This window comes from Sphingomonas aracearum, assembly GCF_003345355.1.
In the GTDB taxonomy this organism is placed as follows: domain Bacteria; phylum Pseudomonadota; class Alphaproteobacteria; order Sphingomonadales; family Sphingomonadaceae; genus Sphingomonas; species Sphingomonas aracearum.
The window spans coordinates 150,500-173,255 of record NZ_QQNB01000001.1; the positions used below are offsets into that span (position 1 = coordinate 150,500).

Consider the following 22,756-nt stretch of genomic DNA (forward strand, 5'->3'; position numbering starts at 1 on the left):
GCCGTCCCTCCCTTCGTTCGTGTCAGGCAGCGAGTTCGCGCGGGGCGAACATCGCCTGCTGCTCGGCATAGAGCCGGTCCACCAACCGGCCCCGCGGCACCGATACGTCCGCATAGGTGAGCGGCGCATCGGCGGCCACGGGGCGAACCACGGTGCAGCCCAGCGCGATGCCCATGGGCAGCAGGTTCTCGCGTTCGATCACGTCCTGGTTCTCCGCGACGCCATAGGCCTCGAACCCGCCGAACTCGGCAATGACCTCGCCCGGAACCAGCGCTTTCTTCGCCATCGCGATCACGCCGACCTGGGGCGCACCGATCGGGGAAAGGACGGCGTCGTGGAACAAGGCCGCACGCGCCACGGACATCGGCACCTCGAAGTGGCAGAGATGATAGGGCGTGTGGAAGCAGTAATAGGGTCCGCTGCCCAGCTTGTAGAGATTGAGGAAATGCTGCTGGCGCGGGTCGTCGTGGCGGCCAAGCACGAACACGCCCGGCCCGGGCCTCGCGCCCACCACATAATCCACCAGACCCTCGCCATGTTCCCGCAGGCCCTCGGCGAGCGGCTCCATCGTCTGTTCCAGCGGCACGAGCGGCGCGGTCGGGTCGCCCCCGGAGAAGTCCGGGCCCAGCATGCCGCGCCGCGCCACCCGGAACCCCGTTCCATTGGCGACGACCGCCTGCTCGAACGAGATTTTCGTCCCATCGGCAAAGGAAGCGACCATCGCCGGCTTCTGTCCCCATTTCTCCGCAAACGCCCGCTGGGTGGCGGGATTGCGCTTGGGATCGTGCAAGCCCTTGATGTTGCCGCACAGGACGGGCGTGACCCCGATCCCCCGCACGAAGCGCACGAGGTTCATCTGCACGCCCGGCTGGTCGCCGTCCGAGAAGGTGTAGATGACGCCGGCGCGGCGCGCATAGGCGTTGAGGATCGGGCCGAGCGTTCCGTCGAGTTCGGCATTCATCTGCACCACGTGCTTGCCGGCCCCGATCGCCGCCAGCACCACGTGCGCGGCGTGGTCCACCGATCCGGTGACCTCCACCACCACGTCGATGCCGTCGGCAACGGCCAGCGCCTCCGCATCCTCCGTGATGGCGACCGCGTCGCGGCCGAGCGCCGCTTCCACCGCGCGACGGCCGCTGCACCGTACCACCGAACCGTCACAGCTCGTCACGGCTTCCGCCGCTTTTTCGATGTCGCGGCTGGCGACCGCTGCCACCCGCATACCGGGGGTCGAGCACATGATCTGGCGCACGATGCCGGCGCCCTGGAAGCCGGCACCAACGATGCCGACCCGAACTGGCCTGCCTTCCGCCTCCCGCCGGGCGAGCGCCGAATCGACCAGGATCATGCGGTCTTCCGCAGGCTGGTAACCGTGCCGCTGACGCGATCTTCCCATATCTTCCAGGGCGGGTTCGGCGCGGACCAGAGCGACTCCAGCAGGTGCTTGTCGCGCAGCGTGTCCATGCTCTGCCAGAAGCCGTCATGAACGTAACAGCCGAGCTGCCCGGCCTCGACCATCCGTTCCATCGGCTCCGCCTCGAACACCGTATCGTCTCCCTCGATAAGGTCGATCATCTCCGGTTGGCAGACGAAGAAGCCGCCGTTGATGAGGCCGCCATCCGTGGCCCCCTTTTCGCGGAATCCGTCCACGCGACGCCCCTCGTCGGCAAGGCGGAGTGCGCCATACCGACCCGGCTGGGTCACCGCGGTGAGGGTGCAGAGGTGGTTCGACCCGTGATGCTGCGCCACCAGGCTGGGCACATGCACGTCGCTGACCCCGTCGCCGTACGTCAGGCAGAACGGCGCCCCGTCGAGCAGATGCCGCGCTCGTTTCAGGCGCCCGCCAGTCATCGTGTCGAGACCGGTATCGAGCACCGTTACCCGCCAGTCCTCGCCCGTGCGGCTGAGCCACTCAATCACGCCGGTCGACAGGTCGACCGTCATGTCGCAGGTCTGGCTCATGTAGTTCGCGAAATAGCTGCGGATATACTCGACACGATATCCGCCGAGCACGACGAAGTCGCGGATACCCCAGTGCGCGTACATCTTCATGATGTGCCAGAGGATCGGTCGCTTACCGATCTCCACCATGGGCTTGGGGGTGACGGCGGTTTCCTCGCTAAGCCGGGTGCCGAAGCCGCCGGCAAAGATCGCCGCCTTCACGACACCACCTCCGGCTGCAAGGCGGGCCGGACGGCGGGCGCTCCATCCGCCCAGCTGAGATCCTCGAGAAGGAGATGCTCCGCGATCTGCCGCCGAAGCACGTTCAACCGGATCATGCGAGAATTGCGGAAATCCGGATCGCGGAAGCCGATCCCGCGCAGGCCCGTCACCAGATTGTGAATCGAGTCCGTCAATCGGGTGACCGGCTGATGGGTCGGCGCAAGCGAACGGAACAGGCTGAAGTCGACCCGGTAGGACCGGGAGTCCGCAGGAGCGTCCTGCGCCACCCCGATGGTGGTGCCGGGCAGGGCCGCTTCCACGGCCAGTGCCAGATCGAGCACCTGATAGTTCCCTTCCTCCGCCCCGGCATTCACCACCAGGTAGCGCCCTCCTTGGTCGGGAGAGCGCACGATCCCCCATTCAATCGCGCGGGCCATGTCCGCCACATCGATCAGGGGGCGCCAGGGCGTGCCGTCGGAGAGGATTTCGATATGCCCCTTCGCCAGTGCGCTTGCGACGAAATCGTTGAGCACCAGGTCGAGCCGCAGTCGGTCGGACATGCCGCAGGCGGTCGCAAAGCGCAGACAGGTGATGGCCATGTCGCCGTCAAGGTCCGCCAGCTCCTGCTCGGTCCCCAGCTTGGACCGGGCATAGGCGGTCATCGGCGCGGTGGGATCGGTTTCGCGCACCGGCTCGTCCCCGGCGACACCGTAGACGCTGCAACTGGACGCGAAGACGAAATTGCGAACTCCCGCCTGCGCCGCCATCCGCGCGGTTCGAACCGCCGCTTCCTGGTTGATCGCATGGGTCACGCGGGCGAATTGCTCGCCCATCGGGTCGTTCGACACGGCTGCGAGAGCAACAACCGCATCATAGCCCTCGACATCCTGCGGACGCAGGGAGCGCACGTCTCCGAAGACCTGCCGGTCGAGCAACCGCTCCGGCGTTGCAAGGTGCGTTGTCAGCGCGTGGCCGAAGAACCCGGCGTCGTAGCCGACGAGAACGGCGTCTGGCATCGAGCCGCGAAGCTGGCGAACGACGGCGGGCCCGACATAGCCCATGTTCCCGGTGATAAGGATCTTCATCAGCGTGCCCACCCTTCCAGCTGTGAAAGAATTGGCGGCACGCTACTCAAATCATCTTCGGCACGTCTGCTAGGCAAACGGAGATACCGCCAAATCGCCCGACTCAACTCGCATTGTGTAAGTAGCCAAATATAACCCATGTGATTGTTGATAGCCGCTTTGAGGACGAGTATTCGCATATCACATAGCGGGTAACACTCATGGCTATGCTCTTTGGCGGTATTCTACATCCGCGAACAAGCTGTCAGAGTACCCGCTTGGGGTTGCGACTTGTCCTCCCGATCGGAAGCGTCCGGCGGGATGAAAAACTTGGCTGGCAGCCGCCTCGCTACCTTGCGCGGAGGACCTGCACGTCTCGGCTTTGAGCCGACGGCCATCTGCGTCCGTGACCGAGGGCTCGCCCCCTCACGGACCACCATCAGATTGTTGGGGGACAATATGGGGCAGAAAGTTAAAGTTGCACTTCTGGGATACAGTCCGATCAGTCTCGAGGGGCTGGAGCGTTTTCTCAGGGACAATGAGTTCGAGATCTGCGTCGCGACACGGCGCGTCGAAGAGCTATGCGCGGGCATCCGGGAGGACGACGGGCCGATCCTGATCGTGGTTGACAATCCGGGGCCGGACTCGAGCGACATCGTCACCCTGGCGAAGCACCATCCGGCCGCGAACATCGTGGTGCTCAGCGAGCGGTACGACTTCATCGCGCTGGTGACCTATTTCAACCAGGGGATTTCCGGTTATCTCACAAAGGATATCAGCTCGGCGTCGCTGCTGACGTTCCTGAAGCTGGTGGTTCTCGGCGAAAAGGTGCTGCCGTCCAGCCTGGCGGAAGCGTTGCCCAGCCGGTCCGCCATGTCGCCAGGCACGGGCAATCTGCCGCCGGTGTCGGCGGCAGGCCTTTCCACCCGCGAACTGCAAATCCTGAACTATCTGGTGGCGGGACATCCCAACAAGATCATCTCGCGCGAGCTGGACATCAGCGAAGCGACCGTGAAGGTGCATGTGAAGTCCATTCTCCGCAAGACGGGGGTTCAGAACCGGACGCAGGCGGCAATCTGGGCGTTGGAGGATCACAAGACGTGTCCGCCCGCCAACGTGCCGCAAGCGAACGGCAAGGCGATCTGAAGGCCGGCAGGTCGTCGCCGGCGGCATGCGGCAAAAGGTATTAGATACTTTTGCCTGCTGGCGCTCGAACACCGCCGGATCGGATAATCCGCGCAGACCGATTGTTCGCACCGGAAGACAGGCCAGGTCGAAACAAGCCTGCACCGGCGCCGAACCATAGGTCCGGGGGCACGGACATGTTGTTCAACTCAAGTCAGTTCCTGCTGCAGTTTCTGCCGCTGACATTCGCAGGTTTTCTTCTCCTGCATGCGATGAGGCTTCAGCGTCTCGTCCCGCTGTGGCTCACGGCCGCGTCCCTGCTGTTCTATTGCTGGTGGCGGCCGGCCAACCTGCCGCTGCTGATGGGCAGCATGGTCTTCAACTACGTCCTTGCCGGTCGATTGATGCAAAGCCGCAGCAAGGCGCTGCTCGCGGCAGGCGTCGTCGCCAACCTCCTGCTGCTCGGCGTGTTCAAATATACCGGCTTCGTCGCGGAGAACCTCGCCTGGGTGACGGGCGCGGGCTGGAACATCCCGCACGTGATCCTGCCGCTCGCCATCTCGTTCTTCACCTTTCAGCAGATCGCCTATCTGGTCGATGCGCATGGCGGACGGATCAGCGAGCGCAATCCGATCAACTATTGCCTGTTCATCACCTTTTTCCCGCATCTGATCGCGGGGCCCATCACGCATCATGGCGAGATGCTGTCGCAGTTCTCGGACCAGAGCCGCTTTCGGCCGCGTTGGGATTTCGTCGGCGTCGGGCTCACGCTCTTCCTGATCGGATTGTTCAAGAAGGTGGTCGTCGCCGATCCTTTCGGCGTGACGGCGTCGCCGGTGTTCGCCGCCGCGGCCCATGGCGGAGGAGTGCGGTTCGTCGAGGCATGGACCGGCGCCCTGTCCTACGCGCTCCAGCTGTACTTCGACTTCTCGGGATACAGCGACATGGCGATCGGGCTCGGTCTGCTGTTCGGCATCGCGCTGCCGTTGAACTTCGACAGCCCGTACAAGGCAAGGAACATCATCGACTTCTGGTCGCGCTGGCACATGACGCTGACCCGCTTCCTGACTGCTTATGTCTACAACCCCATCGTGGTGAGCCTCACCCGCCGCCGCGCGGAACGACGATTGCCGTTGCCGCGGCGCGGTCGCATGTCGCCGGGCACCTTTGTCGCGCTGGTCGCGATCCCGACGGTCCTGACCATGCTGATTTCCGGTATCTGGCATGGAGCCGGGTGGCAGTTCGTGATCTTCGGCTTGCTCCATGGCCTGTATCTTACCGTGGCCCACGCCTGGCGCACCTGGCGGGCCCACCGAGGCGCGCCCGTGCGTTCGGATGCGCCGCTGGTTGTCGTCGGGTCGGTGCTGCTGACCTTCCTGTGCGTAGTGGTGGCGCAGGTGTTCTTCCGGGCCGAGAATGTCGCCGCGGCGCTGGACATGCTGCGCGGCATGGCCGGGTTGAACGGCATCACCCTGCCCCAGCCCTTTGGTGCAAGCGACACGGTGCGCGCCCTTGCCGGGCGGCTGGGCATCGGCATCGCTCCCCTGCCCCTGTTCGAGGAAAGCCAGGCGATCCGGATCGTGCTGTTCCTTGCGGTAGTGTGGACCTTTCCCAACGCCTACCAATGGCTGCGCGGCGTCCCCACTGCCCTCGATGCCCGCCCGCGAGCGAGTTGGGTGGAGCGGTTCACGGGTCAGGCCACCTGGCAGCCGAGCGTCGCGCTTGGCCTCGCGGTCGGATGCCTGTCGTTTCTTTCGCTGATGCTCGCGGTATCCAAGGCACCCACCGAGTTCCTCTACTTTCGATTCTAGGGAGCGAAGCGATGCTTGTCTGGTGCCCGCCCCTTTCAGATCCCGCCGGTGCCCTGCGGGCCGCGCGCGCGATCGAAAAACCGGAGCGTCGCCTCTCGGCGCTCCTCACGCTGGCCCGGCACGACCGGGATGCCTTGTGCACGCACAAGCTAGACACGTCGATCAGCGCATTGATGGCCGGCGGCGCCAGTGCGGCTGCCGGTCTTGCCGCACGCAGGCTGGCGGTGCTGGGCAGCCACAGCGTCGAGCACCTCCTCCCCGCCATCCGCGTCGGCGCGGCCGCGCGCGGCGTGGCGGCGGCTACCCATGTCGGTGGCTATGGCCAGTTCCGGCAGGAACTTCTGATCGGCGACACTGCCCTTGCCGCCTTTGCACCGGATACCATCCTGTTGGCGACCGACGCCGCGGCCTTGCTGCCCGCCGTGCCCCTGAACAGCACGCAGGAGGTGGCCGACGCCGCGGTGGCGAGCGCAACCGAGAGCCTGATTCGGCTATGGCACGCCGCGCGGAGCCGGTACGGGGCGATGCCCCTCCAGCAGACGCTGGCGCGCCAGGCGACTGCGCTGATCGGCTGCAACGAGCACCTGCTTCCCGGCTCGCCCGCGACGCTGGCGGCAGAACTCGACCGCTCCATTCGCCGCGCGGCCGCGCGGGAGGGCGTGCCCCTGATCGATCTGTCGCGATTGCCAGAGGCGATCGGATCGAACCTGTTGATCGATCCTGTCCGCTGGCATCAGGCCAAGCAGCTCATCAATCCGGTCCTCGCTCCGTTGTTTGGCGAGCTGGTGGCGCAGGTGCTCGCGGCGCAATCGGGCAAGAGCAGGAAGTGCCTTGTGCTCGATTGCGACCACACCTTGTGGGGCGGCGTGGTCGGCGACGACGGTCTGGCCGGCCTGCGCCTGGGCCAGGGCAGTCCCGAGGGCGAAGCCTTCGCGGCGTTCCAGCGCTATGTCGCCGGGCTGGCGCGCCGCGGGATCATCCTGGCGGTCTGCAGCAAGAACGACGAGACGGTCGCGCGCTCCGTCTTCGATCTGCACCCGGAAATGGTCCTGCGCAGCCCGGACATCGCGTGCTTTGTCGCAAACTGGCAGGACAAGGCGAGCAATCTCCGGTCCATCGCCGCCACCCTCAACATCGGCGTCGACAGCCTCGTGTTCGTCGACGACAATCCCGTGGAACGTGCGATCGTCCGCCGCGAACTGCCCGAAGTCGCCGTGCCGGAACTCCCCGGCGACGTTTGCGGCTATCCCGAGCGAATCGCCGCCGCCGGCTGGTTCGAGACGGTTCAGCTCACCGGCGACGACTTCGCGCGCGCCACCAGCTACGCCGCCAACGCGCATCGCGCGCTCGCCAGCGCACAGGCGACCGATGTCGACGGGTTCCTGAGCAGCCTCGACATGGTGATGGACGCCCGCCCGATCGGCGCGCTCGATCGGGCCCGTGCGGTGCAGCTGATCAACAAGAGCAACCAGTTCAATCTCACCACGCTCAGGCGAACGCCTGAAGAGCTGCAGGAGGTGCTCGCCACGCCTGGTGCGCTCGCCCTGGCGGTTCGCTTGCGCGATGCCTTCGGGGACAGCGGCCTCGTCAGCGTGGTGATCGCGCGGCCGGACGCGGCGCTGCCGGCCGACGCGTGGCTGATCGATACCTGGCTGATGAGTTGCCGCGTGCTCGGCCGGGGGGTGGAGCGTGCGGTGCTCGGCGTCCTGCTCGAAGCGGCGAAGAAGCGCAATGTATCCATGCTCACCGGCATGTTCCGCCCCAGCGGCCGGAACCACATGGTCGAGCAGCATTATGCCTCGCTGGGCTTCACCGCCTGCGCCGGCGGGGACGGCCTGCCCGAAGATGCGACCTATTGGCGCCTGGCCGTCGCCGGCGCCGTTCCTCCTCCCCATCACATCAAGGTGCACCATGATGATGACGCAGCAGCAGATCTATGCCGGCTTGACGCAGGTCATGTGTGATGTGTTCGATACCGACGACATCACCCTGACCCCGGCTACCACGGCTCGCGACGTGGCCGGGTGGGACAGCCAGGCACATATCCTCCTGATCGTGGCCGCGGAGCAGCATTTCGGCGTGCGCTTCGGCACCGCCGACTTCGAATCGATGCGCAACGTGGGTGAATTCGCCGCGTTGATCGACGCAAAGCTGAAGAACTAGCCATGGTCGCCGGAACCGCCAGCGGCGGCCTCTCCGCCAGGGCGATAAAGCGCTACCTTCTCGCGATGGTGGCCGGCGCCCTGATCACCGCGGCAGTCGCGCTGAACTGGCTGGCCTTCCTGCAATCGCGCGGATCGCTGCCACCGCCGCAACTCGCCAACAGCCTGTGCATGGACGAGAAACTGAAGGCCATGCGACTGCAACCGCCGGCCTCGCCGACGCTCCTGGTGGTCGGCTCGTCGGTTGCCTGGCGCCATTTCAACAGCGCGGCGGCCATCGCCTTCGACCCGCTGGTGCGGCCCTACAATGCCGGTTTCTGCGGTGCGAAGATCGACCAGACGGCGCGGGTGACGAGCTGGCTGACGGAGCGACTCGGCACGGTTCGCCACGTTGCGCTGATCGCCTCCCCGTTCGACTTCGAGGATTGCAGCAGCCCCGTTGAGCCGTCGCGCTTCGACATCGCGGACGCCGACCGACTGGTGTTCGGCGATCGTCCCATGCCGTTCTTCTACGCCCGGTATTTCGACCCGTGGACGCTGCTGCACAACGCCCGCGGCCTGCGCGCGGAACGAACGGACCCGGGCGCGCCGGATCCCCTGGTGCAGACGCCGTTGGGGGACGGCCCAAGCGAACCGCTCCATTCCCGCGGCCTGTTCTATGGAAAGGTCGGCAGCCTGGATCCGGCGTGCTTTGTCGCGCTGCGCCGAACGGCACTGGAACAGCACGCCGCCGGTCGGCGATTCGATGTCGCGATCACCCCGCTCCACCAGGAGTGGGTGAAGGGCGCGTCCCAGTCTCTTGCGCTGGCCCGGCTGGATGCGGGCATCCGCGCCGCGCTGGCCGGGACGGATGCGCGGTTCCACCCGCTCATTCTGCGCCCGGACGCCGACGCCTTCTACGATGCGATCCATATCCGCTGGTCGTCGACGCCGGCGTTCACCCGCGCGCTGCTGGAGCAGATCGGCGAAACCGACATCGTCGCGAGCCGCCCGCCCGCCCGCAAGATCGCGCTCAACCGGGAGCATGTGCCATGGACCGCGAACTGACCGTCTGCTGTGCCGTCCTGACCTATAATCGCCGCGATCTGCTCGCCCGGTGCCTGGAGGCGATCAACGCCCAGACCCGCGCCTGCGACCAGATCGTGGTGATCGACAATGCCAGCACTGATGGCAGCGCGGAGATGGTCGCGCAGACCTGGGGAGCGCAGGTGACGGTGGTTTCGCTGCCCAACAACATCGGCGCGGCCGGCGGGTTCGCAACCGCCGTAAAGGCAGCGCGCGAGACCGGTGCCGATTTCGTCTGGCTGATGGACGACGACGTCCTGCCCCGGAATGACGCGCTGCAACACTTGCTCAAGGCGCACGGCACCCTGGCAGATCAGGGCGTTGAGCCGGCCTATCTCATCTCCCGTTCCCGCGCGCTCAGTGGAGCGATCACGGACGTGCCGGATCTCGATCGGCGTGCGAACCGCATCGGCTTTCCCGGTTGGGCGGCGTTTCTCGATGCCGGATTGGCGCCCACCCTGTCGGCCACCTTTGTCTCCATCCTCTTGCCGAGGGACACGATCGACCGCCACGGCCTGCCGCTCGCCGACCTGTACATGTGGGGAGAGGATCGGGAATATACCGCGCGGATCACGCGCGATCGCCCCGGCTTTCTGGTCGGCGCCAGCGAGGTCATCCATGCACGGGCGATCGAGGGCCAGATCGACATCCGGACGGAACGGGATCCGCGACGATTGCGCAACCACTATTACCTGGTGCGCAACACCACTTTCATCACCCGACGCTACGAAAGGTCGCGCAAGCTGGTCTATCACCTGGCGCGGCAGCTTTCCCTGCTGGTGCAACTATCCACGCGCGGGCGTTGGCGTCACAGCGGCATCATCTTGCGCGGACTGGTGGAGGGACTGGTCTTTCGCCCCGCCCCCAATCCGCTGCCGTCCAGCGGGCCGGCCAAGCCGGCCTGGAGCTTGCCCGCCGCTACAGGCTTGCGCGCAGAGTAAGCAGGCCGCGCCACTCGTTGAAACTTGGCGACAGCGGATCGTTGCGCACCGTGCGGTCGAGATAGTTGAAATCCCCGCCAAGGCTGAAGCGGCGGTTGACGCGGAACTCGGCGCCACCGCCGGCCTCGAGCACCCGGTCCCGGCGCGCCGTGCCGCGGAACTCGCCCGAGCGATGGGCGATGCGGGTGTTCAGGATCGCCCAGCGGCGCAACTCGTAATCGGCGCGAGCGGTTACCTGCGTGTTGAGGTAGCCCGACGCCCCTTGCAACGCGGCCTCGCTGATCGTCCGGTTCGCGGTGGCGGACAGCGTCACCAGGGGCGTCAGGAAATAGCGCCCTTCGGCGGAAACGGCCGTTCCCTTGAGCCGGCGCAACGCGGCATTGCTGTAATCGCGCCAGGTGTAGCCGACGCCTGCCGAAAGTTGGAGCAGGCGCACCTGCACGGCGGCGCCCACCAGTGCGGTGTAGCCGGACCCGTCGAGATTGGGCACGCCGGGCGCGATGAAGTCCAGGCGGTAGTCGATGCTGGAGGCGGTGCCTTGCGCGAAGAGGGACAGGGCCGGCGCGACGCGATATTCGCCGCGCAGCGTTCCCCGGAGAACACGCTGGTCGCGCGCGCGCTGGTTCACCACCGACAGGATCTGGCCCGAGGGTGACAAGGCCCTGGTGTCCTTGAAATCGAACTTCGTGTAATCTGCGATCGCGATCGCCCGCAGCCGGCCGACATCATATTGCCCGCGTCCGAGTATGCGCAGCTGGAGGTAGCGAACCGGCTCCACCAGACCGTCCGGATAGCCGCTGGAATCGCGTCGCTCGATCTGCTGGCCGACATCCGCCTCCAGCTCGGCGAGAAGGCGGCCGAACTGCGCGCCCCCGCTGCCCCCCACCCGCCACGCGGTTTCGTTTGCCGCCGGCTCGCTCCAGAAGCGTTGAAAGCGGGCGCTTGCCTCCGCGCGCACACGGTAGCGGGCGCTGGTGACCTGCGCGGAAAGCGCCGGCTCGACCTGCACGAAGCCGTCGCTGCGGCGGCCCGTCTCGGAGCCGAAGAGGTTGCTGGAAAAGCCGGTGCCGACCGCCAGCGACGGAAATACGGTCGCGGCACCTACCGGTACGCCGATCGCGTCGAACTCCGGCCGGCGCCGCGCGGCAACGTCGAGGGAGATCGCCTGCTCCGCATCGCTGATCGTAAGCGGCTCGGCCGGTGCGGGAGGTGGAAGCGGTATCTCCTGTGCCGTTGCTCCCCACGCGCTGCACACCATTCCGAGCGTCAGGCATGCGCGCGCTTTCGATCGTCCCTTCATTGCACTTCCCCCCTTTTGTCCGCGTGTTCGAGCGCGAGCGACGGTCAGGCGGCAACCGCCAGCCGTGCGTCGCTCGACCGGATCAGATCAACGGTGTTGCGGATGTTTGCCGCGCTGGACGCGCCAAACAGGATCGCCTCGACATATCGCTCGCCTGTCACCCATTCGATTGCCTCGGCCGCCGGCAGCGCGCCGGAAGCGAGCGGCGACATCGCGATCACGCGGGCGGGATGGGCGCGCGTGGCCTGGCGATAGGCCTCGATCCCACCGGACATCCGGAACCCGGCCTTGTTCACGTTGGCGCAGACGATCGGGTTGTCGACGCCCACCGAGCGCAGCACGGGCAGCAGCGCCGGCAGGTTCATGGTGATGAAGCCCGGCTCCGCATTGTAGCGCTTGCGCACATGATCGGCGAAGACGCGAAAGGCGTTGTCGTATCCGAGACCGAGAAGAAGGTCCGTCACCACGTTCTGCAGGAAGACCACGGGCGTGGACAGGCCCGCATAGGGCTTCATCTCCGCATCAATCAGCAGCGTGGCCATCTTCTCGGCGTCGCGGGTCAGCAGCGCCTTTCCACCGCGCAGGGCAGCATCGAACAGCCCGCCTTCGGGCAGGAAGCGGCGGATCGCCTCAAGGTACCCATGTTCCGTGATGGCGTTGGCGTATTTGTGGGCATAGGGCATGCAGGGATAGAAGGCGAAATCGCCCCATTCTCCCGGATTGCGCCGCACGATTTCCGCCACCTGGCCGATCCGCTCGTGCGTGGTGCACATGAAGGTGCGGATGCCGGCGTCGCGCGCATCGGCGATGGTGGAAACGATCGCGGACAGATCGGCGAAGCGCATCGCCTGTTGCCGCGCCTTGTCTTCCGACATGTGGTTGATCCCGAAGAACTGATTGTCTCCGAACAGGATGCGATCCATCAACTTCGCCTTTCATGCAGCGCGGGGCTGCTCCAGAAAATCCATCACCCGCTTCAGCATGGTCGCGGGCGCCACGCTGGCGAGCGTTCCGGCGGCAAGGGGGGCATGGAGAAGCGCGGTCATCCGCTGCTGCAACTCGCCCGCCGAATGCACGATTTCGATGCCCGCCGTGTCGCCGAAGCGCGCGGCGGTATGCAGCTGATGATCCGTGGTATGCTCGCCGCGCTCCGCCAGCCGTGGCAGCAGCAGCGCCTGCTTGCCGATCTCCAACGCCTGCACCATGGAGCCGACGCCGACATGCGCGACGAACAGGTCGCACCCGCCGAGCGCCGCCAGATACTCCGGATGGCTCATCATCCGCGTCCATGCCGCATGACGGGGGACGAAGCTGCCTTCCCCGATCTGCACGAAGACGCGTTCCTGCCGGTGCGCGCCGGCCCAGTCGTCCACCGCCTCGACCAGCCGGTCGAACGGCAACATGGAGCCTACGGAGGCGAAGATCATGTCGCGCTGCTCCCCACATGGCCGGTCCGGCGGCCGAACAGCGTGAGGCGGCGGACAGGTGCGGGCTTGAGAGTGGCGGTCACCGCCGGCGGCTCCGCATGTCGTTGCGCGGCGACGCGGATGAGATCCAGCGTCAGATCGGTTCCGGCCGCGCTGGCGAAGTCGTTGACATACGGCTGCGAGGGCGTGGCCATCGCCTGCGCGAAACCTTCCATTTGCGCCGAATATTCCTCCCCGCGCAGGTAAAAGGCCGGATGCGGCGTCAGCTCGGTGATGTTGCGAACGGTCCAGCCCTGGCGATAGCCCGGCTGGGCGGCGCCGCCCGCACCGATGAAGACGTGCAACTCCTGCCGGTCGACCACGATCTTGCCGTGATCGCCCCACAGGGAGATGCGGGTGGTCATCTTGCGCGCGGTCTCGTCCGCCCAGTTCACGGACACCTGCCCGGTCGCGCCCGAAGCGAAGTTCAGGGTGGCGTAGACCGCGTCCTCGACATCGGACGACCATTGCCGTGGCAGTTGCGCGCCGCGGCAATCCTCGGGCACGCCGAGGTACCAGTTCATCAGGTTGAGCGGGTGCGCCGCATAGTCGAAGAGGCAGCCGCCTCCTTCCCCCGCACTGCTGCGCCACGTGCCGCCTGCGGGCTTCAGGACCACCGGGCCATAGGCTTCGGCAAGCACATGCCGCACGCGGCCGATCGCACCGATGCCCAGGAGCCGCTTGGTCTCGGCAAACGTGCCGACGAAGCGGTTATGATAGCCGATCTGACCGGCTACACCCGCCTGGCGCACCAGGGACACGGCCTCCTGGCTTTCGGCGATCGTCAGCGTCATCGGCTTTTCGCAGAAGACATGCAGCCCTCGGCGGACCGCCTTGCGGATCATGTCGATGTGAAGGCGGGTGGGCGTCGCGATGATGACGCCATCGAGCCCCGGCATCGTCATCAGGTCGTCGAAACGCTGGACGAACGGCGTGCCGGTATACCTCGCCACGGCATTGCCCAGCAGCGAGGACGCATCGCACACCGCGCCGAGCCGAAGCCCCGGGGTCCGCCGGGCGATCGCCATGTGGGAGATGCCCATCTTCCCCAATCCCACGACCGCGACGTTGAAGCTGGTCATTTGCATGTCTCCGAAAGCGCGAGAGGTGGTCCCAGGCAGGCGAGTTGCTCGCCGGATCGATAGCCGAAGCGGCTCGCCAGACGGCGCACCGCCAGCCGCCGGGCGACATGCCGGCGGTAGCGGCGGAGAAAGCGGCTCGGCACGAAGGCATGCCCCGCCTCGCCGGCCAGGAACGCCTTGTCCGCGGGTAGATGCAGAACACAGGCACGCCCCGCCTCGCTGAGGCTTTGCTGCGCAAATGGCCGCCAGGTGCTCCACCAGCGGGCAAGATGGCGGCCCTCGCCAAGATCGAGGTGATGATGGCCGCGCTCCCGCAGCAGGTTCAACGCCGTCGAGACCGGCGCCTCGTCCCCGGAATGGTACAGGCCCGCATGTTCCGCCCAGTAGCGCGGCTCGACCAAGTCGATCATCTCGACGAGCGAGCGGAACGCCGCAGCGTCGCCGACCACCATCTCTCCGCCAAACCAGCGCGGCACACGGACCTGGTCGTTCGAGATCCGGCGCACGTCGTTCTCGCACCGACCGCCGGACTCGGCGAACATCGCAGGGGTGATGTCGAAACAGGCCAGTCGCCCAGGCGTGAGCGCCTCCCCGAGATGGGGCGCCCGCAGCATAACGGCGTCGAGATCGAGGATGGCCATCAATGCGTCCTCCCCGGAGGCCGCGAGATCGCGCATCAGCGCAAGCTTCGCATGCGCCGCACGGTGCGGGATCGTCCGGTCCGCAGGTAGCTCGAACGCGCGCTCGACGATGTTCGCGTCCTGCAGTCCCAGTTCCGCGAACTCGGTCGCCACCCGCTGCGCCGCATTCGTCACCACAACCGCACGAAGGCCCGCGGCCGTTACCGAACGTACCATGAGCGCGGCGCACCGCATGTAGAGCTGCTCGGCGTCGCGGCGGCGGGACACGTTGGGAAGGTCAACCGACTCCGTGTCCAGGATCAGCAGGCCGTGCACGACCAATGCACCGCGCGTGTCGGCCTCCCGGGCGCGAGCGGACGCAGGCGAGGAAACAGGGGCAAGAACGGCGGACGGACTGACCGGCATCTAATCTTCACCCCCGACAAGATCAGACCGCGCCCGACCGAAAGTATTAGGCCGATCGAACCAGCGCGCTCCGCTTTATGTTTACTTTCTTATTCTTCTTGAAGGAGGCGATGTCGCATGTAAATCTATCTAAAGTACAGCTATACGAAGGGGGGTGGTAAATGATACGCACGAAAGCGCGTATATCAAGCGCTGACCCCTCGCATATAGGCGATGACTTTCGGGAAGAAGCCGATTGTCGCGGCAGACATAGCAAAGCCGACACCACGTATTTAAAGCGGACATCCGCTTTTCTTGTTATTGGCGCCTGCCTCTACAACGCGTTGCTTGCGATCCTGAGCGCTCGCGGGCTGCCGGTAACTCTCACCCATGTCGCGCTCTGCGAGATCCTGATCCTCGGGATCGCCACTCTGCTGCTGGCGACGTCCAAGGCCCGGCCGCTGGATGCTGCCGCCTTGTCGCTGCTTGTCGCCTTCTTTCTAGGCGCGCTGCTTCTTTCCTTTGTGAACAGCGGCTTTGTCGTGGAAGCTTTTCGCAACGTTTCGATCATCGCGGTTTTCAGCTTGCTGGGCCTGCGCTGCGATGCGCACGTGGTGCGCTGGACGTTTGGCATCATCATCGGCGTGGTGCTTGCCGTCATGATCCTCGAGATGGCGGCGCTGCCGGTCTATACCAGCGTCTTCAATCCCTTCGCTTACTATCAGAGCACGCGCGGGCTCGGCGAGGTCGACTACGACGACCTGGGCGTGTTCGGAAATGCCCGCGGGTTCGAAGGACGCTTCACCTTCGGCCTGTTCACGACCCCGCGGACCAGCTCGATCTTCCTCGAGCAGACATCGCTGGCGAACTTCTGCAGCGTGGTGGGCATCTATCTGCTGGCCATGTGGCGCTCGCTCGGCCGGGGAGAGCGCTTGCTCGGCCTCGCCTTCGTCCTGCTGGCGCTGGTTTCCAACAACACGCGCATGGGCTCTGTGTTCGCGCTGCTGTGCCTGGTCGGATATCACCTGTTCCCACGGCTGCCGCGCGCCGCGCTGATGCTGCTGCCGCTGGTCATCCTGGGACTGGCGGGCTTCCTGACGACGCAGATGGAAGCGTCGCGCGAGGACGACCTTGCCGGCCGCATCGGGCTTTCGGTGAAGCTGCTCGGCTCGACGGACCTTGCCGGCACGCTCGGCGCCCGGGCGTTCGAAACGGGACAGTTCCCGGACAGCGGCTATTCCTACGTTCTGTATTCCAGCTCGATCGTCGGCGCCGTCGCCCTGTGGCTGTATGTCACGCTGTTCATCCCCTTCGACACTCCGGCGCAGCGTCGTTGTGCGTGGGGGCTGGCGCTGTTCTTTTTCCTCAACCTGCTGATCGCCGGCAACGCCATCTTCGCCATGAAGATCGCCGCTCCCTTGTGGCTGCTCGCCGGCCATGTGGCGGGCTTGTCCGGTAGTCGCGCTGGGCGCCCCCGCGCTTTCTCCAGAGCCGCAGCGGCGATCCCGCGCCGCGCTGCCCTTGCATCCACGTCCTCATCGCGGAGCACTCCTCATGCACTATGAAGCGCGTCTTGCGGACGAAGGCGGATCGCGTTGGTGGTTCCTGCGCACGGTGCGGACAGCCTGGCGCTGGCTGACCGAGCCGAGGGACGTCCTGTTTCTGGATCGCCCGATTGCCTCGGCAGTCGACGATCGCGCCCCTGTTGCCGCTGAGCAAGAGGCGTTGGCGCCGACGCCGGCACAGAAGGCCAGCGACCAGCATCAGGCGGTCGCGCGCGTGATCGCCGCTTTCGACGCCGCCCACCCGATCCGCCAGCGAAGCAAGCTGCACGGGCGCGCGGACAAGCTGGAGGAGCTGTTCAACGCGGTTCTGCTCGGCCGTCAGCATGCGCTCGTCTACGGCGCCCGTGGCTCCGGCAAGACCTCGCTTGCGCAGATCTTCGGCGACCATGCCGATCAGCGCGGCGCCGTGGTGATCTACACCGCATGCGAGGCGAGCACGAACTTCTCCGAGCTCATCGCACCCTATCTGGGCCACATTCCGCCCTCCTGCGTTCCCCTGCAGGAACGCGGGCATTTCGAGCGCTGGGTCGCGCAAGTCGAGAACGCCTCCACGCCGCGGGTCGTGGTGGATGCGCTGGCGCCGCTGCTGCCGGACCGCCAGATCATCTTCATCTTCGACGAGTTCGACCGTGTAGAGGACGCCCATGTCGCCAACCAGGTGGCCACCTTCCTGAAGCTGCTGTCGGATGCGCAACTTCCGGTATCCGTGCTCATCGTCGGCATTGCGGATACGCTGGACGAGCTGCTGCAATGCCATCCCTCGCTGCGTCGGCACATGGCTCCCATTCCCATCGGCCGCATCGCGGACGAGGATATCGCCGCGATCATCGACGACGGTGCCGGCCGCGCCTCCGTCGTCTTCGACGCGGCCAGTCGGGCCGAGATCGTGCGCGTTGCCCGCGGCTCGCCATATCATGCGCAGCTCTTCTGCTACGTCGCAGCGCTGGAGGCCGTGCAACGGCGCGACAGCCGGATCGACCTGCCGCTGCTGATCGGCAGCCTGGATCGCGCCTTCGCCACCTGGGAGCTGTTGAACCCGGACGATGCGGCCCTCTTCCGGTCGGCGGTCGCCCGGTCCGCCCCCGATCTGACGTTGATCGAGGATGCCGCACGCAGCGCCGCGATGCACGACAGCTTCGCCGCGTCGCCGCCGGTCGCCGCGCTGCTGGGCGAAAGCCTGCGGCAGGCCGGCCGGGCCGGCAACCGGCTGGCCTTCCGCGACGCCGTCGCGCCGCAGATGCTTCTGGCCCTGATCGCGATCGAGCGGGCCAAGACAGGGAAACAGGACGGCGCGTCCTTCAACACCTTCGCGGTGCAGGGCGCCAGGATCTATCAGGGAGGGGATGCACGATGGTAAGCCGGGACATGCTCATCGCGCTGCGGACGCGGTGGAAGCTGGTGTTGGCGACGCTGGTGGTGGTGCTCGCGTTCGCGCTGGCCTGGCTGGCAACGGCGGAGCGGACCTATATCGCCCGTTCCTCGCTCTTGTTCGACGATCGCGGGCCGAGCGGCTCGTTGCAGGACACCCCCGTCAACCAGGATTCGCGCGCCGTGGTCGGCACGCAGGCCGATATCCTGCGCAGCGAGGCGGTCGCCCGGCGGGTCATCCGCGACCAGAACCTGACCGACGATCCGCGCCTTCGCCGCGAATGGCGTCAACAGGCGCCGGCCGGCATCTCGATCCAGCGTTGGTTGACCAGCAAGCTGCTCGCCCAGCTGGACGTGCAGCCGGAAAAGGACACCAACGTCCTGGCCATCCGCTTCCGGTCCGACGACCCGGTCTTTGCCGCGCGCATGGCCAATGCGTTCGCCAGCGCGTTCGTTGCCATGCGGCTGGAGATCAGCACCGGCCCGGCCAAGCAATATGCCGCCTGGTTCCAGCAGCGAACCGACGAAGTGCGGCGCAATCTGGAGCGCGCGCAGTCGGCGGTAACGGCGTTCCAGAACAGCCACGGCATGGTGGACGGCAATGCCCTTGCCCTCGAAGCGGACCGGCTGAGCTCGCTCAGCACGCAGCTGGCCAGCGCGGAAAGCGGCGCGGCGGATCTGCGCGCCCGCGCCGGAACGCAGGTCCTGCAATCGCCCGACGTCCAGTCCGCCGGTGTGATCGAGGCGCTGCGCCAGCAGGTGGCCACTGCCGACGCCAAGGTGAACGAGCTTGCGACAACGCATGGCGATGCGCACCCCGCGCTGGTCGCCCTTCGCAACGAGCGGGACACGTTGCGCGCCAAGCTGACGAGCGAGACGGCGGCGGCCGGCCGCTCGCTGCGGGTCGCCAGCGCGGCCGCTTCCTCGCGCGAAGGCGAGCTTAAGCGGCTGGTCGGGCAGCAGCGCGGGCGCATGCTGGCGATGACCGGCAACCAGGCGCAGCTCGAGAAGCTGCAAAACGAGGTCAACACCGCGCAGCGCGCCTATGAAGCGGTGACCCAGCGCCTCAACATCATGCGGCTGCAGACCGGCCTGCCCACCACCAACGTGCAACAGGTCGATCGCGCGACGCCTCCCCTGCTGCCGGCCAGCCCGGTCGTGCCCCTGCTTCTCCTGTTCGCCCTGCTGGGCGGCACGGCATTGGGGATCGTGCTGGTGATCCTGCTCGAGCTCGCTCGCCCGCTGGTCCGCACGAGCGGGGGACTGGCCGATGCGCTCGGCGTCCCGGTTCTCGGTTCTTTCGCGCTCGCCACGGCGTCGCACAGCAAGGGGAGGTTCTGATGCGCATCCGATCCACGGAAACACTTGCTCCCGTTCTGGGGCCCGAGCCCCCCGCCAATGACGAAGGCACCGCGCGGGGAGAAGTCCGCGCACCCGTGGACGAGCCGTCGCGGATCAGCGTGCTTGTGGAGGCCGCGTTCGATCACGATGCTCCCCTTGCCCGATTGGCGCGGTCGCTGCGCACCTCGGCGGCCGTTGCGGACGGGGACATGCCGATCCGGTCGGTGGCGCTGCTCGGCGTCGATGCTCCGGTGAAGGCAGCCGCACTCGCCGCCAATCTCGCGGTCGTCTATGCCCAGGCCGGCAGCCCCACGCTCCTGGTCGATGCGGCAGCCGGCAAGGTGACGCAAGCCGACCTGTTCGCCACGGCACCGTCGGAGGGGCTGACGGGAGCGCTGATCGCCAGCGCGCCGGCCATGCAGTTCGTTCGGCCAACCGCCGTTCGTCATCTCAGTGTCCTGCCCGCCGGCAGATCGCTGGCCGACACCGCCGCCTCGCTCGATGCCGCGCCCTTCCACCGGCGCATCGTGCCACTTCTCGAAACCTTCGACATCATGATCGTCAGCGGCTCGCTTCACCACCACGAGGTCCCTGCCTTCTGCGCAGCGATTGATGCGGCGGTGCTGGTGGTGCAGCGGCACGTCACGCAACTCCAGATCATCCGCCAGGCGACGGAGCGGCTGCGCCAGCTCGACACCCACCTGCTGGGGGTAATCGTGGCGGACTGAACCGGACGGAACAGCAGTAACCCCGAACGGCGTACACCTCACGCGCAGTAGCGAAGCACAGCATGGGCGGTCATTGTCAAAGGACAGGTTAAAGGGTGTCTGAATCATGCAAAATGATCCACCTCCGGGGAGACTTGTCACGTTCGGAACAGGGCAGCCAGAGCGCCGTATCGGCGACTCCCGGACAAAGAGACTTTGCGACTGCAGCGTTGTCTTCGTGCTGCTGATCGTGATCTCTCCGGCAATGCTGATCGTCGCCGCTCTCGTCGCGCTGAGCGGCCCGGGGCCGATCCTCTTCCGCCAGAACCGGACGGGACGCGGCGGGCAGGTGTTCCAGATCTTCAAGTTCCGCACGATGTACGTCTGCGAGGACGGACCGGTCGTGGAGCAGGCGCGCGAGCGGGATGCGCGGGTCACCCCGATCGGCCGCATCCTGCGTGCAACCAGCCTGGACGAGCTGCCGCAGCTGTTCAACGTGCTGATCGGCGACATGTCGCTGGTCGGGCCCCGCCCGCATGCGATCGCGCATGACGAGCATTACGCCAAGCTGATCGACGGCTACACGCATCGCTTCTGCGTGCGCCCCGGTATCACCGGCCTCGCACAGATCCGCGGCTATCGCGGAGAGATCCGCACCCTGACCTGCATGGAGAACAGGGTGGCTGCCGACCGCGAATATATCGAGCGCTGGACGCCGATCTTCGACGCGGCGATCCTGCTGCGCACGATCCCGCGCATGATGTATGATCGCCATGCTTATTAGGCGCGCTCCATCAGCATCGTTTTCCCGCGGGCTGCGCATCGTGCATGTCGTGCGCCAGTACCGGCCCGGCATCGGCGGGGTGGAAGCGTTCGTGTCGCAGCTTGCCGAAGCTCAGGCGCGACAGGGCCACCTGGTACGCGTCATCACGCTCAACAGGATCGTCGACGGGGCGCAGCAGAAACTGCCTGCCTATGAGCGCCTGAACGGCGTGGATGTGATCCGCATTCCCTATGTCGGCTCCACTCGCTACGCGGTCGCCCCGACGGTGCTGCGCCACCTGTCGGACGTGGACCTGGTTCATGTGCACCGCGTGGATTTCTTCGCCGACTTCCTGGCCGCGACGCGCTGGTTGCATCACTGCCCCCTGGTGCTGTCCACCCATGGCGGCTTTTTCCATACGGATTTCGCCCGGCGGCTGAAGCAATGGTTCTTCCGCACGGTCACCCCGCGCACCCTGCGCGGCTATGCCGCCGTGATCGCCTCAAGCGAGCAGGATGCTGCACTGTTCAGCCCGATTGGCGGCGGCAAGGTGCTCGCCGTGGAAAATGGCGTGGATCTCCAGAAGTTCGCCGGGCTCGCCCGGCCGGGCTCGCGGACCATGATCTATTTCGGTCGCTTCACCCGCCACAAGGGCGTCGATCGCGTGATCGCCTGGTTCGCATCGCTGCATCGCCGCGCGCCCGAATGGACGCTGATCCTGGCCGGCCGTCCTGCCGGCCTCGGTCCGGACGAGATCGGGCGCATGATGGCCGACCACGGCGTCGCCAGCGCCTGCGAACTGTTCGTGGAGCCCGACGACGCCGTGCTGCGCACACTGATCGCTCGCAGCAGCGTGTATGTCTGCGCGTCCAGCTACGAGGGGTTCGGTATAGCCGCGGTGGAGGCGGTATCGGCCGGCCTCTACCCGCTGCTCTCGCCCATCCCCGCCTTCGCCCGCACGCTGGATCGCGTGGGCTGCGGCATGGCCATTCCTTTCCTGCCCGACGAGGACGTCGACCGTTTCCTCGAGGACTTCGCCCGCCACGAGCGGGCTGACGGCCCCACGCCGGCCGAGCGGGTCAGCAGCTTCGGCTGGGACAGCGTGCTGGCGCAGATCAATGCGGTCTATGTCCGCGCGCTCGCTGCCGGACCCAAGGATCCGCCCGCGCAGGCGCGACAGCGGCTCGTTTCGGCCGGACTGATGACGCCTGGAACCGCGCCATCCATTTCTGCGGGGGAGTGAAGCTCATGATCGTTCGTTTTGTTCTGGCCTCAGCCATCGGCCTGTCGCTGGCGAACTGCGCCGCCAAGCCGCTGGCGCCGACGCTCGGCGCCTGGCAGCCGCAGGAATACACGCTCAGCACCGGGGACAAGGTGCGGATCACGACCTTCGGATTCGAGGATCTGAGCGGAGAATTCCTTGTTTCGGCCGATGAGTCGATCGCCTTTCCGTCGCTGGGCGCGGTGAAGGTCGGCGGGCGCACCCCCGATCAGGTAAGCACCGTACTTACGGCGCTGCTTACCGACCGCCAGATCGTCCGCGCACCGCGCCTGTCGACCGAGGTCATCGCTTATCGGCCGTTCAACATCCTGGGCGAAGTATCCAAGCCGGGCCAGTATCCCTTCACCAGCGGGCTTACCGTCCTGAACGCCGTGGCGGTGGCGAGCGGCTTCACGTATCGCGCCAACACCAAGCGCGTCTTCATCCGCCATGCCGGCACCAACAGCGAGGAGGAGGTCGTCATCGGCGCCGCCACGCCGGTGCAGCCGGGGGACACGATCCGCGTCGTCGAACGCCTGTTCTGAAC

Annotated in this window: 21 protein-coding genes; 13 read left to right on the plus strand and 8 right to left on the minus strand. The window is 66.4% G+C overall.

Going from position 1 to position 22,756, the window contains the following annotated elements:
* Positions 1 to 22: 22 nt before the first annotated feature.
* From DVW87_RS00735 to DVW87_RS00745, 3 genes are read right to left on the minus strand one after another with little or no spacing between them, the layout of a single operon-like run.
* Positions 23 to 1,348, minus strand: coding sequence for an NAD(P)H-dependent oxidoreductase (locus DVW87_RS00735; RefSeq protein ID WP_114685874.1), 1,326 nt, complete (start codon positions 1,346 to 1,348; stop codon positions 23 to 25).
* Positions 1,345 to 2,163: a glucose-1-phosphate cytidylyltransferase gene (rfbF, locus tag DVW87_RS00740; protein WP_114685875.1), complete on the minus strand. Its 819-nt coding sequence runs from the start codon at positions 2,161 to 2,163 to the stop codon at positions 1,345 to 1,347. Before rfbF ends, DVW87_RS00735 begins: the two co-directional genes overlap by 4 nt.
* Complete coding sequence (locus DVW87_RS00745; protein WP_114686981.1) at positions 2,160 to 3,248, minus strand: NAD-dependent epimerase/dehydratase family protein; 1,089 nt, start codon at positions 3,246 to 3,248, stop codon at positions 2,160 to 2,162. Before DVW87_RS00745 ends, rfbF begins: the two co-directional genes overlap by 4 nt.
* Before the next feature lie 309 nt (positions 3,249 to 3,557).
* Here DVW87_RS00745 and DVW87_RS00750 point away from each other — a divergent pair, with 309 nt between their 5' ends.
* The 6 genes from DVW87_RS00750 (at position 3,558) to DVW87_RS00775 (ending at position 10,331) form a co-directional block, all read left to right on the plus strand.
* Positions 3,558 to 4,373 carry a LuxR C-terminal-related transcriptional regulator gene (locus DVW87_RS00750; RefSeq protein WP_181814658.1) on the plus strand — a complete coding sequence of 272 codons (816 nt, stop codon included), beginning with the start codon at positions 3,558 to 3,560 and terminating at the stop codon, positions 4,371 to 4,373.
* 251 nt (positions 4,374 to 4,624) lie between these two features.
* On the plus strand, positions 4,625 to 6,163 hold the full coding sequence (locus DVW87_RS00755) for an MBOAT family O-acyltransferase (RefSeq protein WP_220149775.1): 1,539 nt from the start codon (positions 4,625 to 4,627) through the stop codon (positions 6,161 to 6,163).
* Positions 6,164 to 6,174: 11 nt separating this feature from the next.
* Positions 6,175 to 8,127: an HAD-IIIC family phosphatase gene (locus DVW87_RS00760; protein WP_114685878.1), complete on the plus strand. Its 1,953-nt coding sequence runs from the start codon at positions 6,175 to 6,177 to the stop codon at positions 8,125 to 8,127.
* Positions 8,078 to 8,326 carry an acyl carrier protein gene (locus tag DVW87_RS00765; protein ID WP_239017700.1) on the plus strand — a complete coding sequence of 83 codons (249 nt, stop codon included), beginning with the start codon at positions 8,078 to 8,080 and terminating at the stop codon, positions 8,324 to 8,326. The genes DVW87_RS00760 and DVW87_RS00765 overlap by 50 nt, the downstream gene beginning before the upstream one ends.
* A gap of 2 nt (positions 8,327 to 8,328) precedes the next feature.
* Complete coding sequence (locus tag DVW87_RS00770) at positions 8,329 to 9,372, plus strand: hypothetical protein (RefSeq protein ID WP_114685880.1); 1,044 nt, start codon at positions 8,329 to 8,331, stop codon at positions 9,370 to 9,372.
* Positions 9,357 to 10,331 (plus strand): glycosyltransferase family 2 protein, encoded by a 975-nt coding sequence (locus DVW87_RS00775; protein ID WP_114685881.1) that lies wholly within the window; start codon positions 9,357 to 9,359, stop codon positions 10,329 to 10,331. Before DVW87_RS00770 ends, DVW87_RS00775 begins: the two co-directional genes overlap by 16 nt.
* On the opposite strand, the gene DVW87_RS00780 is transcribed toward DVW87_RS00775, so the two are convergent.
* Genes DVW87_RS00780 through DVW87_RS00800 form a run of 5 tightly spaced genes read right to left on the minus strand, consistent with a single transcriptional unit; the run spans position 10,309 to position 15,225 of the window.
* Positions 10,309 to 11,631 carry an outer membrane beta-barrel protein gene (locus DVW87_RS00780; RefSeq protein ID WP_114685882.1) on the minus strand — a complete coding sequence of 441 codons (1,323 nt, stop codon included), beginning with the start codon at positions 11,629 to 11,631 and terminating at the stop codon, positions 10,309 to 10,311. The two genes, DVW87_RS00775 and DVW87_RS00780, sit on opposite strands and share 23 nt — an antisense overlap.
* Before the next feature lie 44 nt (positions 11,632 to 11,675).
* Positions 11,676 to 12,554, minus strand: a complete 879-nt coding sequence (locus DVW87_RS00785) for a hypothetical protein (RefSeq protein WP_114686982.1) — start codon at positions 12,552 to 12,554, stop codon at positions 11,676 to 11,678.
* Positions 12,555 to 12,566: 12 nt separating this feature from the next.
* Positions 12,567 to 13,058, minus strand: coding sequence for a glycosyltransferase (locus tag DVW87_RS00790; RefSeq protein ID WP_114685883.1), 492 nt, complete (start codon positions 13,056 to 13,058; stop codon positions 12,567 to 12,569).
* Positions 13,055 to 14,179 (minus strand): Gfo/Idh/MocA family protein, encoded by a 1,125-nt coding sequence (locus DVW87_RS00795; RefSeq protein ID WP_181814659.1) that lies wholly within the window; start codon positions 14,177 to 14,179, stop codon positions 13,055 to 13,057. The genes DVW87_RS00790 and DVW87_RS00795 overlap by 4 nt, the downstream gene beginning before the upstream one ends.
* On the minus strand, positions 14,176 to 15,225 hold the full coding sequence (locus DVW87_RS00800; protein WP_147276166.1) for a hypothetical protein: 1,050 nt from the start codon (positions 15,223 to 15,225) through the stop codon (positions 14,176 to 14,178). Before DVW87_RS00800 ends, DVW87_RS00795 begins: the two co-directional genes overlap by 4 nt.
* A gap of 161 nt (positions 15,226 to 15,386) precedes the next feature.
* On the opposite strand from DVW87_RS00800, the gene DVW87_RS17915 reads away from it, so the two are divergent.
* From DVW87_RS17915 to DVW87_RS00830, 7 genes are all read left to right on the plus strand, one after another.
* Complete coding sequence (locus DVW87_RS17915) at positions 15,387 to 16,769, plus strand: hypothetical protein (RefSeq protein ID WP_181814660.1); 1,383 nt, start codon at positions 15,387 to 15,389, stop codon at positions 16,767 to 16,769.
* Positions 16,759 to 18,126 carry an ATP-binding protein gene (locus DVW87_RS00805; protein WP_181814661.1) on the plus strand — a complete coding sequence of 456 codons (1,368 nt, stop codon included), beginning with the start codon at positions 16,759 to 16,761 and terminating at the stop codon, positions 18,124 to 18,126. The genes DVW87_RS17915 and DVW87_RS00805 overlap by 11 nt, the downstream gene beginning before the upstream one ends.
* Positions 18,120 to 19,478 carry a hypothetical protein gene (locus DVW87_RS00810; RefSeq protein WP_181814662.1) on the plus strand — a complete coding sequence of 453 codons (1,359 nt, stop codon included), beginning with the start codon at positions 18,120 to 18,122 and terminating at the stop codon, positions 19,476 to 19,478. Before DVW87_RS00805 ends, DVW87_RS00810 begins: the two co-directional genes overlap by 7 nt.
* Entirely contained in the window at positions 19,478 to 20,206 is a 729-nt protein-coding gene (locus DVW87_RS00815; RefSeq protein ID WP_147276167.1) for a P-loop NTPase family protein, read from the plus strand. The genes DVW87_RS00810 and DVW87_RS00815 overlap by 1 nt, the downstream gene beginning before the upstream one ends.
* 106 nt (positions 20,207 to 20,312) lie before the next feature.
* Positions 20,313 to 20,969 carry a sugar transferase gene (locus DVW87_RS00820; protein WP_114685888.1) on the plus strand — a complete coding sequence of 219 codons (657 nt, stop codon included), beginning with the start codon at positions 20,313 to 20,315 and terminating at the stop codon, positions 20,967 to 20,969.
* Positions 20,959 to 22,191 (plus strand): glycosyltransferase family 4 protein, encoded by a 1,233-nt coding sequence (locus tag DVW87_RS00825; RefSeq protein WP_181814663.1) that lies wholly within the window; start codon positions 20,959 to 20,961, stop codon positions 22,189 to 22,191. Before DVW87_RS00820 ends, DVW87_RS00825 begins: the two co-directional genes overlap by 11 nt.
* A 5-nt stretch (positions 22,192 to 22,196) precedes the next feature.
* Positions 22,197 to 22,754, plus strand: coding sequence for a polysaccharide biosynthesis/export family protein (locus DVW87_RS00830; RefSeq protein ID WP_147276168.1), 558 nt, complete (start codon positions 22,197 to 22,199; stop codon positions 22,752 to 22,754).
* The last annotated feature ends 2 nt before the right edge of the window (positions 22,755 to 22,756 follow it).

What these genes read in the sequence shown, in the direction of transcription:
- DVW87_RS00795 (WP_181814659.1), bottom strand. Translation starts at nt 14,179, where the DNA reads ATGACCAGCTTCAACGTCGCGGTCGTGGGATTGGGGAAGATGGGCATC.
- DVW87_RS00790 (WP_114685883.1), bottom strand. Translation starts at nt 13,058, where the DNA reads ATGATCTTCGCCTCCGTAGGCTCCATGTTGCCGTTCGACCGGCTGGTC.
- DVW87_RS00745 (WP_114686981.1), bottom strand. Translation starts at nt 3,248, where the DNA reads ATGAAGATCCTTATCACCGGGAACATGGGCTATGTCGGGCCCGCCGTC.
- DVW87_RS00805 (WP_181814661.1), top strand. Translation starts at nt 16,759, where the DNA reads ATGCACTATGAAGCGCGTCTTGCGGACGAAGGCGGATCGCGTTGGTGG.
- DVW87_RS00785 (WP_114686982.1), bottom strand. Translation starts at nt 12,554, where the DNA reads ATGGATCGCATCCTGTTCGGAGACAATCAGTTCTTCGGGATCAACCAC.
- DVW87_RS00735 (WP_114685874.1), bottom strand. Translation starts at nt 1,348, where the DNA reads ATGATCCTGGTCGATTCGGCGCTCGCCCGGCGGGAGGCGGAAGGCAGG.
- DVW87_RS00765 (WP_239017700.1), top strand. Translation starts at nt 8,078, where the DNA reads ATGATGACGCAGCAGCAGATCTATGCCGGCTTGACGCAGGTCATGTGT.
- DVW87_RS00820 (WP_114685888.1), top strand. Translation starts at nt 20,313, where the DNA reads ATGCAAAATGATCCACCTCCGGGGAGACTTGTCACGTTCGGAACAGGG.
- DVW87_RS00755 (WP_220149775.1), top strand. Translation starts at nt 4,625, where the DNA reads ATGAGGCTTCAGCGTCTCGTCCCGCTGTGGCTCACGGCCGCGTCCCTG.
- DVW87_RS00760 (WP_114685878.1), top strand. Translation starts at nt 6,175, where the DNA reads ATGCTTGTCTGGTGCCCGCCCCTTTCAGATCCCGCCGGTGCCCTGCGG.
- DVW87_RS17915 (WP_181814660.1), top strand. Translation starts at nt 15,387, where the DNA reads ATGATACGCACGAAAGCGCGTATATCAAGCGCTGACCCCTCGCATATA.
- DVW87_RS00825 (WP_181814663.1), top strand. Translation starts at nt 20,959, where the DNA reads ATGCTTATTAGGCGCGCTCCATCAGCATCGTTTTCCCGCGGGCTGCGC.
- DVW87_RS00800 (WP_147276166.1), bottom strand. Translation starts at nt 15,225, where the DNA reads ATGCCGGTCAGTCCGTCCGCCGTTCTTGCCCCTGTTTCCTCGCCTGCG.
- DVW87_RS00780 (WP_114685882.1), bottom strand. Translation starts at nt 11,631, where the DNA reads ATGAAGGGACGATCGAAAGCGCGCGCATGCCTGACGCTCGGAATGGTG.
- DVW87_RS00770 (WP_114685880.1), top strand. Translation starts at nt 8,329, where the DNA reads ATGGTCGCCGGAACCGCCAGCGGCGGCCTCTCCGCCAGGGCGATAAAG.
- DVW87_RS00815 (WP_147276167.1), top strand. Translation starts at nt 19,478, where the DNA reads ATGCGCATCCGATCCACGGAAACACTTGCTCCCGTTCTGGGGCCCGAG.
- DVW87_RS00810 (WP_181814662.1), top strand. Translation starts at nt 18,120, where the DNA reads ATGGTAAGCCGGGACATGCTCATCGCGCTGCGGACGCGGTGGAAGCTG.
- DVW87_RS00775 (WP_114685881.1), top strand. Translation starts at nt 9,357, where the DNA reads ATGGACCGCGAACTGACCGTCTGCTGTGCCGTCCTGACCTATAATCGC.
- DVW87_RS00830 (WP_147276168.1), top strand. Translation starts at nt 22,197, where the DNA reads ATGATCGTTCGTTTTGTTCTGGCCTCAGCCATCGGCCTGTCGCTGGCG.